This window comes from Paenibacillus glacialis (genome assembly GCF_001637205.1).
GTDB classification, from domain to species: domain Bacteria; phylum Bacillota; class Bacilli; order Paenibacillales; family Paenibacillaceae; genus Paenibacillus_AQ; species Paenibacillus_AQ glacialis.
Genome location: NZ_LVJH01000015.1, coordinates 31601 through 45390, shown reverse-complemented (window position 1 = coordinate 45390; position 13790 = coordinate 31601). Strand labels below are relative to the sequence as shown.

General features: G+C 42.0%; 16 protein-coding genes. 3 read left to right on the top strand and 13 right to left on the bottom strand.

The window, feature by feature from the left end; genetic code table 11:
- Window positions 1–10: 10 nt before the first annotated feature.
- The 9 genes from fabF to PGLA_RS09020 all read right to left on the bottom strand — a co-directional run bounded on the left by fabF (window position 11) and on the right by PGLA_RS09020 (window position 7030).
- Window positions 11–1249, bottom strand: a complete 1239-nt coding sequence (fabF, locus tag PGLA_RS09060; protein WP_145939522.1) for a beta-ketoacyl-ACP synthase II — start codon at window positions 1247–1249, stop codon at window positions 11–13.
- 138 nt (window positions 1250–1387) lie between these two features.
- On the bottom strand, window positions 1388–1621 hold the full coding sequence (acpP, locus tag PGLA_RS09055; protein ID WP_068531791.1) for an acyl carrier protein: 234 nt from the start codon (window positions 1619–1621) through the stop codon (window positions 1388–1390).
- Between the two features lie 50 nt (window positions 1622–1671).
- Entirely contained in the window at window positions 1672–2421 is a 750-nt protein-coding gene (gene fabG, locus PGLA_RS09050; protein ID WP_068531789.1) for a 3-oxoacyl-[acyl-carrier-protein] reductase, read from the bottom strand.
- 47 nt (window positions 2422–2468) lie between these two features.
- Window positions 2469–3392, bottom strand: a complete 924-nt coding sequence (fabD, locus tag PGLA_RS09045) for an ACP S-malonyltransferase (RefSeq protein WP_068531787.1) — start codon at window positions 3390–3392, stop codon at window positions 2469–2471.
- 78 nt (window positions 3393–3470) lie between these two features.
- Window positions 3471–4460 (bottom strand): beta-ketoacyl-ACP synthase III, encoded by a 990-nt coding sequence (locus PGLA_RS09040; protein WP_068531839.1) that lies wholly within the window; start codon window positions 4458–4460, stop codon window positions 3471–3473.
- An 8-nt stretch (window positions 4461–4468) separates the two neighbouring features.
- Window positions 4469–5461, bottom strand: a complete 993-nt coding sequence (gene plsX, locus PGLA_RS09035; protein WP_068531784.1) for a phosphate acyltransferase PlsX — start codon at window positions 5459–5461, stop codon at window positions 4469–4471.
- Entirely contained in the window at window positions 5445–6050 is a 606-nt protein-coding gene (gene fapR / locus PGLA_RS09030; RefSeq protein ID WP_084410889.1) for a transcription factor FapR, read from the bottom strand. Before fapR ends, plsX begins: the two co-directional genes overlap by 17 nt.
- Window positions 6051–6286: 236 nt before the next feature.
- Complete coding sequence (gene rpmF, locus PGLA_RS09025) at window positions 6287–6460, bottom strand: 50S ribosomal protein L32 (RefSeq protein ID WP_068531780.1); 174 nt, start codon at window positions 6458–6460, stop codon at window positions 6287–6289.
- A gap of 57 nt (window positions 6461–6517) precedes the next feature.
- On the bottom strand, window positions 6518–7030 hold the full coding sequence (locus PGLA_RS09020) for a YceD family protein (RefSeq protein ID WP_068531775.1): 513 nt from the start codon (window positions 7028–7030) through the stop codon (window positions 6518–6520).
- Between the two features lie 366 nt (window positions 7031–7396).
- Between PGLA_RS09020 and PGLA_RS09010 the strand changes: the two genes are divergently transcribed.
- Window positions 7397–8632, top strand: coding sequence for a nucleotidyltransferase (locus tag PGLA_RS09010; RefSeq protein WP_068531771.1), 1236 nt, complete (start codon window positions 7397–7399; stop codon window positions 8630–8632).
- On the opposite strand, the gene PGLA_RS09005 is transcribed toward PGLA_RS09010, so the two are convergent.
- Window positions 8622–9665: a SepM family pheromone-processing serine protease gene (locus PGLA_RS09005; RefSeq protein WP_068531769.1), complete on the bottom strand. Its 1044-nt coding sequence runs from the start codon at window positions 9663–9665 to the stop codon at window positions 8622–8624. The two genes, PGLA_RS09010 and PGLA_RS09005, sit on opposite strands and share 11 nt — an antisense overlap.
- Before the next feature lie 131 nt (window positions 9666–9796).
- Between PGLA_RS09005 and PGLA_RS09000 the strand changes: the two genes are divergently transcribed.
- Window positions 9797–11014, top strand: a complete 1218-nt coding sequence (locus tag PGLA_RS09000) for a nucleoside recognition domain-containing protein (RefSeq protein ID WP_068531767.1) — start codon at window positions 9797–9799, stop codon at window positions 11012–11014.
- Here the strand turns inward: PGLA_RS09000 and coaD are convergent.
- Complete coding sequence (coaD, locus tag PGLA_RS08995; protein WP_068531765.1) at window positions 10992–11504, bottom strand: pantetheine-phosphate adenylyltransferase; 513 nt, start codon at window positions 11502–11504, stop codon at window positions 10992–10994. The genes PGLA_RS09000 and coaD overlap by 23 nt on opposite strands.
- Window positions 11488–12099 carry a 16S rRNA (guanine(966)-N(2))-methyltransferase RsmD gene (gene rsmD, locus PGLA_RS08990; RefSeq protein ID WP_068531764.1) on the bottom strand — a complete coding sequence of 204 codons (612 nt, stop codon included), beginning with the start codon at window positions 12097–12099 and terminating at the stop codon, window positions 11488–11490. The genes coaD and rsmD overlap by 17 nt, the downstream gene beginning before the upstream one ends.
- Window positions 12100–12639: 540 nt before the next feature.
- Here rsmD and PGLA_RS08985 point away from each other — a divergent pair.
- The gene (locus PGLA_RS08985; RefSeq protein WP_068531762.1) at window positions 12640–13191 is read left to right on the top strand and encodes a DUF4352 domain-containing protein; all 552 of its coding nucleotides are present in this window, start codon (window positions 12640–12642) and stop codon (window positions 13189–13191) included.
- Between the two features lie 84 nt (window positions 13192–13275).
- Here the strand turns inward: PGLA_RS08985 and PGLA_RS08980 are convergent, their stop codons facing one another.
- On the bottom strand, window positions 13276–13608 hold the full coding sequence (locus PGLA_RS08980) for a DUF4064 domain-containing protein (protein WP_068531760.1): 333 nt from the start codon (window positions 13606–13608) through the stop codon (window positions 13276–13278).
- Window positions 13609–13790: the final 182 nt, after the last annotated feature.

Sequence of the window (13790 nt, the reverse complement as noted above, 5' to 3'; positions counted from 1 at the left end):
AACTGTCCCCTTAAACATCAAATTTTTTCAAAATAATCGAAGCGTTGTGTCCACCAAAGCCAAAGGAATTGGTCATCACAACATTTAAATCTGCTTTACGAGCAATATTCGGAACATAATCAAGATCGCATTCTGCATCAGGCTCATCTAAATTAATCGTAGGAGGAATGGTCTGATTACGCAAAGAAAGTGCACATATAACCGCTTCCACGCCACCAGCAGCACCAAGTAAATGACCTGTCATGGATTTAGTAGAGCTAACCGCCACTTTATAGGCATGATCTCCTAAAGCCATCTTAATGGCTTTAGTCTCTGATTTGTCTCCTACACCTGTTGATGTCCCATGAGCATTAATGTAATCAATGTCTTCAGGGCTAATCCCTGCTGTTCTCATAGCCATCCTCATACAACGAGCAGGACCATCAGGATCCGGATCCGTCATATGGTAAGCATCTGCGCTCAGACCATATCCAATGACTTCAGCGATAATATTCGCACCGCGCTTCTGTGCATGTTCCAACGATTCCAAGACTAGCACGCCAGCCCCTTCTCCCATGACGAATCCATCACGATTTGTATCAAAAGGACGACTTGCCTTCTCAGGCTCATCATTACGTGTAGACATCGCACGCATAGCACAGAATCCCGCTACGCCTGTAGGGCGAATAGTTGCTTCCGCACCACCACAGATCATTACATCGGCTTCACCACTCTGGATCCATCTGAAAGAGTCACCAATAGCATGCGAACCAGAAGCACAGGCAGAGACAGAAGCCGAATTAGGGCCTTTAGCTCCTAAAAGAATAGATACGTGTCCTGAGGCCATGTTAGCGATCATCATCGGAATGAAGAATGGGCTTACCCGTTTGGGACCCTTCGCCAGTAGAATATTATGCTGATCTTCCCATGTTCCCAAACCACCAATACCAGAACCAATAATGACACCTACACGCTCCGGATCGGATTCTTTGGCAATATCGAGACCACTATTCTGCACAGCCATCATGCCAGCAGCTGCTGCAAATTGAACGAATCGATCCATCTTGCGCATTTCTTTGCGATCAATGTACTCTTCAGCATCGAAGTCTTTCACCGAAGCTGCAATTCTGGTGTTAAAGTCACTAACATCAAATGACTCGATCTGTGAAACACCAGACTTCCCAGCTACCAGGTTACTCCAGAGACTTTCTAAATCTTTGCCTAGGGAAGTCACAACGCCCATCCCGGTTATCACTACTCTATGATTCAACGCATTCACCTCTATAATAGACTGCATATGCATAAATTTTCGTAATTAACATTTAATCGACTCTCAACGAAGAGTTTGTCCCCAAATATATGGAGAAGTCCCGCCTATAAGCAGGATCGGGACTTACCAATTAAATATTTAGGTGTGAGATTGTATGTACTTAACAACTTCTCCCACGCTTGTAATTTTTTCTGCATCTTCATCAGAAATTTCAATATCAAACTCATCTTCCAATTCCATTACCAATTCAACAACGTCAAGAGAATCAGCACCAAGATCATCTTTAAAAGATGATTCTAATGTAACTTCCGCTTCGTCAGCACCTAAGCGATCAACGACGATGCGTTTTACACGTTCCAATACATCGGACATCCGGTTCACCTCCTCCTCATTGGTATTATACGAGAATTTTTTTCAAAATGCTACATCACCATTCCGCCATCCACATGTAATGTCTGGCCTGTCATATAGGACGCGCTATCAGAAGCCAAGAAAGCGACCACTTTAGCGATCTCTTCTGGCTGTCCAAGGCGTCCTAGTGGGATATCAGCTATAAGCTTGCTCCGCAAGTCTTCTGATAACTCCTTGGTCATATCCGTATCAATAAAACCAGGAGCTACACAGTTAACGGTAATCCCTCGCGAAGCAAGCTCACGAGCAGATGATTTGGTAAGACCAATCACACCTGCCTTTGCTGCAACATAATTGGCTTGACCTGCATTGCCAAGAACACCCACAACGGATGAAATATTAATGATCCGTCCATAACGTTGCTTCATCATGGGACGAGTTACTGCTTTTAAACAGTTAAACACACCTTTGAGGTTCGTTTCAATAACAGAATCGAATTCTTCCTCTTTCATACGCATAATTAGATTATCTCTAGTAATGCCAGCATTATTCACCAGAATGTCAATACGTCCCCAGGCGTTAATAGCTTCTTTAACCAAATTCTCAGCTTGTTCGCTACTTCCGACATTCGCTTTTAGAGCGATTGATTCTACTCCCAAAGCTTGAATCTCGGCAACAACTTCCTGTGCGGCTGTCTCATTTCCTGAATAATTGACAACCACATTTGCACCTAACCCGGCTAAGTTTAGAGCGATACTACGACCTATCCCACGTGAAGCCCCTGTTACAAGTGCAACTTGTCCGCTTAAAGGTTTGGACATTTCAAGTTCCTCCTTTCCTCGAATATCATATATATTCGTGTCAGCTTCTATAATGCCTTCTCAAGACTTTCTAGACTATTGATGTTGATTAGTTTCACTGTCTTATCAATCTTCTTAATTAGGCCTGTCAATACACTGCCTGGACCAATCTCCACAAATGTATCTACCCCTTGTCCAATAAGATAGTTAATACTATCTTCCCAAAGAACAGGTGAATATACTTGTTGAACAAGAAGTTTAGAAAGGGCTTCCCCAGAGGTAACCGACTGCGCAGTTACGTTAGCTACAACAGAAATCTTAGGCTCCTGAAAGGATACAGAATTCAATTCGACTTCAAGCTGTTCAGCTGCCACTTTCATCATAGAAGAATGAAAAGGACCACTAACCTCAAGCGAAATCGCTCTTTTGCCACCTGCTTCCTTCACACGCTCACTTACCGCAGCAACACCCAAGTAAGAGCCCGAAATGACAATTTGCCCAGGACAATTTATGTTCGCTAACTCAACGATATGTCCACTCTCGCTAACCTCAACACATAATTGTGACAAGGCTTCACGGTCAGCCCCTAATACCGCTGCCATGGCCCCTTGCCCACCAGGAACCGCCTTCTCCATAAAGTTACCCCGTGCTCTAACAATAGATACGGCGTCTGCGAATGAAAGAGCTCCAGCAGCTACTAGTGCACTATATTCACCCAAACTGTGCCCGGCAACGTAGTCTGCTTGTATCCCTTTAACACGCAATGCTTCTAAATAAGCAATACTTGTAGTTAATAAAGCTGGTTGTGTATTAAAAGTCTGTTTCAACTCTGCATCCGGACCTTCAAAAATCATAGTAGATAAGTCAAAACCTAATACTTTATCGGCTGTTTCAAAGATCTCTCGAGAAGAAGGAACGGCATCATAGATATCCTTCCCCATGCCTACCGCCTGAGCTCCTTGTCCCGGAAACACAAATGCAACTTTCCCCATGGTCCATCTCCTTAAACGACAAACTTCTTAGAATATTTATTTATAATATCAATGCTAATCCATTATCAGAACATTTTTTTACCAAACAAGTACACAAGCTCCCCATGTCAATCCGCCACCGAATCCAACCATCAAGACGGTATCGCCTTCTTTCATTCGGTTCTGCTCAGCCGCTTCTACAAGAGCTAGCGGAATTGAAGCTGCTGATGTATTCGCGTATTTATCTACATTAATAACACATTTCTCTGGAGGTAAATCCAAACGATTCATCGCTGATTGAATAATCCGTATGTTCGCTTGATGAGGAACGAAAAGGTCGATCTCTTCCTTCGTCTTTCCAGCCTTGGTCAATACGGCTTCCGTAGCCGAACCCATGACACGTACTGCGAATTTGAACACTTCACGACCATTCATATAAATGAAATGCTTCTTATCTTCAATCGTTTGCGGTGATGAAGGTAAGCGTGAACCCCCACCAGCGAGGTTTAACAAAGGACCGCCTGATCCTTCTGCTCCAAGATCAAAGGACAGAAATCCGCGTCCTTCTGGCACTTCACCAATAACCACAGCACCAGCTCCATCGCCAAACAATACGCAGGTATTACGATCCGTATAATCGGTAATTCTAGATAAGCAATCCGCACCAATGATAAGTGCGTTATTATACATACCCGTCTTAATAAAGTTCGTAGCTGTTGCTAAGCTATATACAAATCCAGAGCATGCAGCTGACAAATCAAATGCAGCCGCTCTCTTAGCACCTAACTTCTCCTGAATAATACAAGCTGTGGATGGAAAGAACGTATCCGGCGTAACCGTAGCTACGATAATCAAATCAAGTTCTTCCGCTGTCATCCCAGCGGATTCCAAGGCCTTTATAGCTGCTTCATAGGCAAGATCTGATGTAGCTTGCTCTGGTGCTGCAATATGCCGTTCTTTAATTCCTGTCCGACTCACAATCCATTCATCATTAGTATCTACTATTTTCTCCAAATCGCTATTTGTCAAAATCTTCTCAGGAACATATTTACCAGTCCCTATTATACCTACTGCCCGTAACCCATTCATGACGTCACTCACTTCCCACTGATTTCCTTTGATATACTCGGTACCAATTCATTCTCAAGGGCAATTCTAGTCTGTTTCACTGCGTTCTTAATGGCATGACCATCAGAAGAACCATGGCTTTTCATAACTAGACTACTTAATCCTAACAGAGGCGCAGCTCCAGATTCAGAATAATCTAACTTCTTCTTCAATCCTTTTAACTGAGGCATTAATAAAGCTGCGCCCATCTTACTCTTAAATGTTTGACTGAACTGCTCTTTCAGCAAGCTGAACATCGCTCCAGCAGTACCTTCAATGCTCTTCAACAATATATTACCGGCAAAACCATCACATACAAGCACATCACAGTTGCCCGCCATGACATCACGCGCTTCCACATTACCCACAAAGTGAATTGGCATCTCCTGCAAAAGAGGAAAAGCATCCTTCGTCAGTTCATTACCCTTACCTGGCTCAACGCCCACATTCAAAAGACCTACGCGAGGGTTCGCAATTCCCTGTACCTTCTGACGATACAAGCTACCCATCAAACCAAATTGAGCTAAGTGTTGTGGTTTAGAATCCATATTAGCTCCAAGATCTAGGGCAACCACTCCAACATCATCTAACGTAGGAATCATAGCGGCAAGCGCGGGTCTTTCTATTCCTTCTATTCGACCGACAACGAGTAATCCTGTAGTCATAAGAGCGCCAGTGTTTCCTGCGGAAATCATGGCATCGGCTCTACCTTCCTTCAGCATCCGTCCCGCAACTACCATCGAAGCATCTTTTTTACGACGGACAGCTTTAACCGGTTCATCCTCAGAATGGATCACTTCACTCGCATGCTGGATACTAAAGTTAGAAGGCACATCCCTGCCGCTTAACAGGGATTCTAATCGAGCTTGATCCCCCACGAGTATAATTTCTACATCTTTCCACTCTGCTGCAGCTGCCAGCGCCCCATCTATATTAGATTGAGGAGCATGGTCCCCACCCATAGCATCAATGGCGATCCTCATGCTGTATGCCTCCCTCGTTGTTCTCTTCACCAGTAGATCTGTAAATGAGGAAATTTCCTTGGAAGACCATTTCTTCACCCACATAGGTAAACACTTCAACTTTAGCTTTGCCCTTTTGGCTAGCCATTGTTCTAACATATGCCTTAGCTATACATTTCTCTCTCAAATGAACGGATCGAAGGAAGCGAATATCCGACGAAGCTGTCAGTGCAATTTCATCATTAATGACGGCAACTGCTAACGAATTTGCTTGTCCAAACACATAATGCCCACGAGCAATGTGTGTGCGTGAGAATACGTGTTCCTCTCGAATTTCAAATATAGAAATGCCGCTCTTGTCCAGTTGCAAATCCACAATTTCCCCGACCACTTCATTCAATGGTAACGAGCGAACTTGATCATGCGAATGTTCCGCCATCTGCTTCATCCGTTCGCGTAGTTCCGGTATGCCAAGCTCCATTCGATCTAAACGAATAGTCTGGATACTAACCTTCAATTCTCGTGTCAGTTCACGGTCCGTGACAAACGGATTCTGCTCGATCAACTCCATCAATTGCCGATGACGCATCTTCTTAGGTAATCGTTCGATGACGGTACACCTCCTTACATTATATGTACACCTTTATATTTTACATTTATTAGAAATGTGAAATTATAGTATATCTCATCATTCATCTTAGAACCTGGTACTAACATGTAGTATAAATCATGCGATCTTAAAAAGAAAGTCCTCACGAACACAATCGTTGCTAAAACGAATGTAATCCCGCTACAATATCAAAAAAAATAGTACCTCACCATAGTGAAGTACTACCCGTTTGTTCATTACTGAGAAATAATTTCTCTTGATTTGTACGTTCCACAAACTTTACATACGTGGTGAGCAAGCTTCAATTCTCCGCATTGTTCACATTTAACCATACCTGGCACTGTCAATTTAAAATGGGTACGACGTTTGTCACGACGTGTTTTGGACGTTCTTCTTTGAGGTACTGCCATGTTCATCCACCTCCTTATTTCAATCAACTCGTCACTAACGAGAAGAATGTTACATCACTATTCAAAAAAATCTTTCAGTGCCGCAAGCCGTGGATCGACTACTTTCGTGTCGCAGTTACAAGCACTTTCGTTCAAGTCTGACCCGCATTTCTGGCAAAGTCCTTTGCAGGAAGCCTTACAATACGAAATCTGGGGTAAATGCATTAGAAAAGCTTCTTCCACAAATGGGATAAGATCCACCATGTCATCATCCACGTAAATGGTATCGCTATCTTCATCCTGAATCTCTTCGGACTGCTTCTTCACCAACTTGAAGACTTCATGAAACGGAATGTACAATTGCTTAGGAACTTCTGTCAAACAGCGTGAACACGCCATGTCAACTTGTCCAGTAAGCTTGCCATGAACCTCTACCGTGTTATCGCCTACATAAGTTGCTTCCAAATCAGCATGAACCAATTCTGCTGCAACAATGTCTGCAAGACCTTTAATCACACGATCAACATTTACTTGTTCAAGAAAATGTTGGGGTCCGTCTAACTTTACAATTTTGCGAAATTCAAAATGCATTTTATCACTCCAAACAAACAAAAATTATTATACCGAGATATGCGTAGGTTTGTCAACTATAATCACATTACATACCGTTATTCTTTCTGAATCTAATGATAATTATGATATATTTTTAAAGAACCCTATAATCAAATAGAAATGGATTCGCCGTCATTCAAGTAGAAACGTCTATGCCGTCCTTTTTCAAAGACGGTACCCGTTTCAGCGGAAATATAAGGAATAGAGTATCAAGAATCAATTTCATAATTACGCAAATCGATTTAGATGCATCGGCGATTATGAAATTGATTCAAGTGAAACTTATACTTTCTTATATTTTTAAAAACACGATCAATAAATTAATCAAGGGAGTTGAGTTGTGAAATGGGTACTATTGTAGGCATTATTGTAGAATACAATCCCTTACATAACGGTCATGTTCATCATTATAACAGAGCAAAGGAAATTACGGGAGCAGAACATTCAATTGCTATCCTAAGTGGTCCTTTTTTACAACGTGGTGAACCAGCACTATTAAGTAAGTATGCACGTGCTGAGATGGCTCTTTCGATGGGTGTTGACCTTGTTATTGAGCTACCCATCCATTATGCCGCTCAACCTGCGGAATGGTTCGCATATGGAGCTATATCCTTACTAGAAGCTACAGGCATTGTCGATTACCTCTGTTTCGGTACAGAGAGTGGGTCTCTTGTTCAGCTACTACCACTAGCGAAGCAACTTGCTAACGAGAATAACAAGATGAAACAAGAACTTAGCCGATTATTAGACCAAGGTATAAGTTACCCAACCGCATACAGCGCTGCAGCTGGTATTCTCTCCACCAACCTTGAAGAAAAGGAGGATATTCGCCATCTTCTGCTGCAACCCAATCACACGCTTGCTCTTCATTATCTTATAGCCCTAGAACGTTTAGGTAGCTCTATTGTTCCATTAACCATCTCTAGAGAGAATGCTGGATACCATGACATAACGCCTTCTGAATCAGCCATAGCAAGTGCTACCGCTGTTCGAAAGCTTATCTTGGAAGAGAACATTGAAGCAGCAGCTCCTTATGTTCCGCCTTACACGCTTGACATTATGCGACGTGAATTCTCGGTTGGGCGTGGGCCTATTCATTGGGAGTCATTCAGACAGCCTCTGATGCATCTATTAATGACGCTAACGACATCACAGTTGTCTCAGTTCCATGAGGTTACAGAAGGCTTAGAATACCGCATAAAGAAACTTCTGCCGACTCTCTCCCATGTAACAGTATTAGAACTGCTACACAGCTTAAAAACCAAGCGCTACACCCATACTAAATTGCAACGTATGCTCACGCATATCTTACTCCACCATACAAAGGATGAGATGTCTCCCACACATTTATTAGAGGGACCCGGATATTTACGTATTCTTGGCTTTAACACTCATGGACAGCAACTTCTGAAGCGCATGAAAAAGACTGCTTCTTTACCAATTGTCGTGAAAGTTTCCGCACTCAATCATGATCAGCTTGAGCGAGATTTGCAGGCAGCTACTGCCTACGCTACTGCCTATAATCAACCGCAAACCCGAGAAATATTCCGAGATTATTATGAGCCACCGATCAGGATGTAGTCTGAATCTGCTCCATGTACTTCAAAGCATCTTTCAAAGTTGATACCGGAATAAGTTTTATTTGCGTTCCGATCTCATCGGCTTTGGCTTTAGCTTCTTTATAGTTGTTTTTAGGAACAAAAAACAACTGCGCCTTCTCCCGATCCGCTGCAACAATTTTGTGTTTGACACCGCCAATAGGACCCACTGTTCCATCTGCAGAAATGGTGCCTGTACCTGCAACGCGGTAGCCTTTCGTCAGATCACCTGGTGTCAATTGATTATAAATCTCCATCGTGAACATCAGTCCTGCGGAAGGTCCACCCACCTTCGTAGTTACAAATTCAACCTGCTTGTTAGGGTCTTTCGCAGTCACCTTCTGCATCGTTCCAATCATAATACCAAGTCCTGGTCGAGTGGTGTTCGTCTCACTATCTTTAATCGATACTAAGGGTACCTTTACTACTAGAACATGACCCGCTCTCTCTAACTTTACAGATACAATATCTCCCACTTTCTTATTCTTTAGAAGGGATGCCAGTTCCACAGTATCCGAGATCGGATCTGAATCCAGTTCCATCACTTTATCGCCTGGCTGAAAATACTGGCTATTACTAGCATCCTTAGGCGTAGAGAATACAAAGAGGTATTCCGTTAGTATTTGATAAGGGACATACGCTTCCTCATATGCTGCTTCTACAGCAGAAGATTGTGAGTCACTCATATAAAATAATTGTTCAGCCGCATATTCTTCTTTACTTTTATTACCTAGTCTAGATTCCTTTTTATCTACCTCAGCATTCGGATTAAAAGAAGATAGAGCTAGTAACGCGATATTAGCGTAACTTGCAGATACGGTCGTCATCATAAAGGTACCACGCTCCGTCTTATCCCCTTCTTTTACCGTAATCATAGGTTTCACTTCTTCTGCACTTCCTGGCTGATAAATAATATATGGTGTTGGCATATACACCACAACATAACAAAGAAGGGTGACCATAAAGATATACTTGAACACCCGTATTGCTTGCGATTTATTATTGGATAACTTCATGTTCTTCCCTTCCCCCTTTACATCTTCCAAGATCAAAAAGCTGGTCTTATGTCCCTCTGTTCAGCATAAATTGGGTTACATAGCTTGTTTCATGTTGAATCTGCTATGTTTACTAAAATGAGGTGATAGCCATGTTCAGTCGCAGTAAAAATCTATTCAGAGCCCCTACAATGACATTAATGTTAGGCATTCTTTCATTCCTACTCGTCATTGGCATCGTCAGCTCCCCTGAACAAACTTTTCAAGCGTCATTACAAGGACTGTCCATGTGGTGGCATATTGTATTCCCCTCACTGCTTCCCTTTCTCGTACTATCTGAGATCCTTGTGGCCTACGGATGGGCTCATGGGATTGGAGTCCTACTAGAACCACTTATGCGAAAAGTATTCGGCTTACCTGGCGTCAGCGGATGGGCATTAACGATGGGGATGACGACAGGTTTTCCAGGTGGAGCCCATTCCACATTACAATTGGTCGACCAAGGAGACCTCACACCTCGTGAAGCAGAACGGATAACATGGCTGTCTCACTTCTGCAATCCGATGACAATCATCATTTTCATTGGAATCGGTCTATTTGACAAACCCACAGCAGGTTACTGGTTACTCGGTATCCATTGGGTATCTGGCATTCTTGCCTTTCTAACCTACACATCTCTCAGTAAGTTAGTTAGAAAAAAAGGAACAGACCAACCTTTGCTCGACAGCGGTATCCAAAGCCCTCGCTTATCTCTCATGCGAAGAGTATGGATCGCTATCCACAAGGCCCATGTCCGAGATGGACGAAGCTTTGGTAAACTTCTTGGTGAATCCGTAAGTCACGCAGTTCAGACACTCATGGTCATTGGAGGATATATTATTATCATGGCTGTCATCATACATCTTGTTAACTATTATATTGTCCCCGGAGTACCTATCTATTACTTAGCAGGGATATTCGAACTCCATTTGGGAGCGAAGGCCATAAGCTCAGCTTCTGATCTTACACCCGCCATCCAGTGGTCCTTGTTATCCGCCCTACTAGGGTGGAGCGGTCTATGTGCAGTGATCCAGTCCATCTCACCACTAATGAAAACCGGTATTAGACGGTTGCCTTTTACTATGATTCGTTTGTTACATGGCGCTTATGCTTTTGGACTCACATTACTCATATGGAGACCACTGAATCTCTATGTCCTTGATGTTGAACCTGCATTCACTTATTTACCTAACGATGCAAACCAACTGTCGCCATTTGACAACATCTGGTCTCGCATACCTCTCATCCTGGAATGGCAAGGGTTAGTATTGATTAGTTTACTTCTATTCTCATTAGGAGTTGTCCTAGTTACTTCTCGTCGATCCCATTAAACTTTTGATGTAAAGCTTGTCCCACTTCAGGAGATACCCATTCCGTCAAATCCCCATTGAAATGAGCAATTTCTTTGACTAGACTGGAACTTAGATAGGAGTATTCAGGATTCGTCATCATGAAAATCGTCTCAGCATCGGGGTTTAACTTGTGATTCGTTGAAGCAAGTTGTAGCTCATATTCAAAATCCGTCACCGTTCGAATACCACGTACAATGACTTGCGCCCCTTTGTCTCTCACATAATTAACCAGAAGGTCACGAAAGCTATCCACCTGCACATTGGGTATGTCTGCTGTGACCTGTCTCAAAAGATCTTTACGTTCTTCAACCGAAAACAAGGCGTTCTTACTGAGATTATTCAACACAGCAACAATAAGAATATCAAATTGCTTAGAGGCCCGTAATATAATATCCATGTGCCCCAGCGTAACTGGATCAAAACTTCCGGGATATACACCTATGCGTGGTACATTAATCTGTTGTTTCATGATGATCCTCCTCGACCTGATGAACCTGTGTTTCAGGTTTGTCTAAGTGATACCGATAAATCGTAATTCCGCATTCCCCATATAAAGCTTTACGAATACAGCTAAAATGACCGAACTCATCTGGATACTCATATTTAGCATCATGTTCGATCACGATGGTTGCGAGATCTTGTAGTAAAGATCTTTCATGCATTTGCTGTAGTAAATCGTCAGCGTTCTTCATGCGGTATGGGGGATCTAGGAATACAGCGTCCATCTGAACATCACGTTTCGCAAGGACTTTAATTGCCCTTTCCGCCTCATTACGAAAAACTTCCGCTTGACTCTCCAATCGCGTTGCTTTAAGATTCGCACGAATCGTCTCTATGCTCTTAGGATCCATATCTATGAATATGGCATGTTCCATGCCACGGCTTAGAGCTTCAATGCCTAAACTGCCAGTTCCAGCAAACAAATCCAGTACGGTACCCCCGTCGAAATAAGGACCTATCATGCTAAATAGGGCCTCTTTAACTTTATCTGTCGTTGGTCTTGTCCCCGTTCCAGGAACACTCTTTAAGGGTCTCCCTTTCGCGCTTCCCGATACAACTCTCACTATCTCTATTCACCCATTCTATATCTAAAGTTCAATGCTTCATTTAGCATTTTTATGACGATATCGTACCACACAATAGCTCACTTTGAAAAATAAACGACTCTGAAGGGATCCGTTTATTTTGGATATTATGTATAAAAAATATCTCTCTGGGAATGCTTAGTTTATCGACATCAAGAAATTGTCGTAGACAACCGTAAAGAAGACTTACGTTTCCCCATAAGCTCTTCGTCCGGTTTCTCCTCTCCCATGAGGACGCCCTGCAAGGGGCGTCCAATTTTTTTTGAAATCAAACTTGTTTTATCAGCTATTTCTACAAAATATAACATCCTTTCCGTATGATGATTTCATTTCATATCGGGTTGATCAACAAGAATATATTGTAAGTAAGCACTCCTCAACATAACCGCAGCATCAGTTGCTATGTCTGAATTTATCGAACCAAATAGGTAATTGTTGTATTTTGTTATGGAACAATTTTTCTAGTTCTGATAGACTAGTAGAAGTTATATATTTACAATACTAGGGGGATATACGGAGATGAAATTTAAGTTTGTAATTTTAGTAGCTTCTGCAATGCTAATGTTATCAGCATGTAGTACTGAAGCAGCAATTGAGAAGGTTGAGCCTGCTTCAACTAAAGAGTCAACAGCACCAGTGAAAGAAGACAAAAAAGAAGAAGTAAAGAAGGAAGAAACAAAGCCTACTACTGAAGTATTTAAACCGGGAGATGCCGTGACGTTTAATGACCTGATCATCACCTTGAATTCTGCAAAAGATCACAAAGGTAACGATTTCCAGAAACCAGCAGATGGCAAGGTTTTCAAGGTAGTAGATGTGACCATTGAAAACAAAGGCACCAAAGAAGCTCCTATTTCATCTATTATTAATACAAGCATGGTAGATAGTGACGGCTACAAGTACACGATTGCACTCGCTACATTTGTTGAAAATCAATTAGACGGATCAGTGCCTGCTGGACGTAAATTAAGAGGTCAAGTTGCTTTTGAAATACCTAAAGACGCACCTGGACTTGAATTTATTTTCTCGGATCCATTTACAAAGGGTCAAGCGATTTGGAATTTGCAATAATAAACTTCATATGTAGAAAATCAAAAATGACCCCAGATCTCTGAGGTCATTTTTGTATATGTACTTAATATATCCTTGATCTGACTAGACGGCACTTCCAATCTTTTTCTTTTTGGACAATATACCCATAAACCCAGCAACAATGAAGAGTACACCAGAAAGTATATAGAACAATGAAATACTTATAAACCCTGCGATTCCACTAATAAGCATAATCCATCCAGATAACTTCGGTTTACTTTTTGCAAATGCAGATCCCACAATACCTAAAATACTAAATAATAATGCCGCTATTGCAAGTCCCGTTATCTGAGAAGTGCCGCTATCAGAAAAAGCAGCGTCTACCCCCCCAATAAACATTGCAAGTATTGAAGCGATAATTCCAAAAATCCCAGCAATCAAACCCATTGCAAACATCTTTTAACCCCCTATTTTTAATCGGTACTATAGAACTATTCTACACAATCCAACATATCCCTTTTTCTGCTTAATTTTTTTAAAATAATGACAAACAACTCAAATATGCTGTTTCATTAATCAAAATCGCTCCTAAAGCTAAATTCAACGTTATTAATCGACAATCTCCACACTTCACTTCC

Coding starts and splice junctions, on each gene's coding strand:
- acpP (WP_068531791.1), bottom strand. CDS start 1,621: ATGTCCGATGTATTGGAACGTGTAAAACGCATCGTCGTTGATCGCTTA.
- fabG (WP_068531789.1), bottom strand. CDS start 2,421: ATGTCCAAACCTTTAAGCGGACAAGTTGCACTTGTAACAGGGGCTTCA.
- fabD (WP_068531787.1), bottom strand. CDS start 3,392: ATGGGGAAAGTTGCATTTGTGTTTCCGGGACAAGGAGCTCAGGCGGTA.
- PGLA_RS09040 (WP_068531839.1), bottom strand. CDS start 4,460: ATGAATGGGTTACGGGCAGTAGGTATAATAGGGACTGGTAAATATGTT.
- plsX (WP_068531784.1), bottom strand. CDS start 5,461: ATGAGGATCGCCATTGATGCTATGGGTGGGGACCATGCTCCTCAATCT.
- rpmF (WP_068531780.1), bottom strand. CDS start 6,460: ATGGCAGTACCTCAAAGAAGAACGTCCAAAACACGTCGTGACAAACGT.
- PGLA_RS09020 (WP_068531775.1), bottom strand. CDS start 7,030: ATGCATTTTGAATTTCGCAAAATTGTAAAGTTAGACGGACCCCAACAT.
- PGLA_RS09010 (WP_068531771.1), top strand. CDS start 7,397: ATGGGTACTATTGTAGGCATTATTGTAGAATACAATCCCTTACATAAC.
- PGLA_RS09005 (WP_068531769.1), bottom strand. CDS start 9,665: ATGAAGTTATCCAATAATAAATCGCAAGCAATACGGGTGTTCAAGTAT.
- PGLA_RS09000 (WP_068531767.1), top strand. CDS start 9,797: ATGTTCAGTCGCAGTAAAAATCTATTCAGAGCCCCTACAATGACATTA.
- coaD (WP_068531765.1), bottom strand. CDS start 11,504: ATGAAACAACAGATTAATGTACCACGCATAGGTGTATATCCCGGAAGT.
- PGLA_RS08985 (WP_068531762.1), top strand. CDS start 12,640: ATGAAATTTAAGTTTGTAATTTTAGTAGCTTCTGCAATGCTAATGTTA.
- PGLA_RS08980 (WP_068531760.1), bottom strand. CDS start 13,608: ATGTTTGCAATGGGTTTGATTGCTGGGATTTTTGGAATTATCGCTTCA.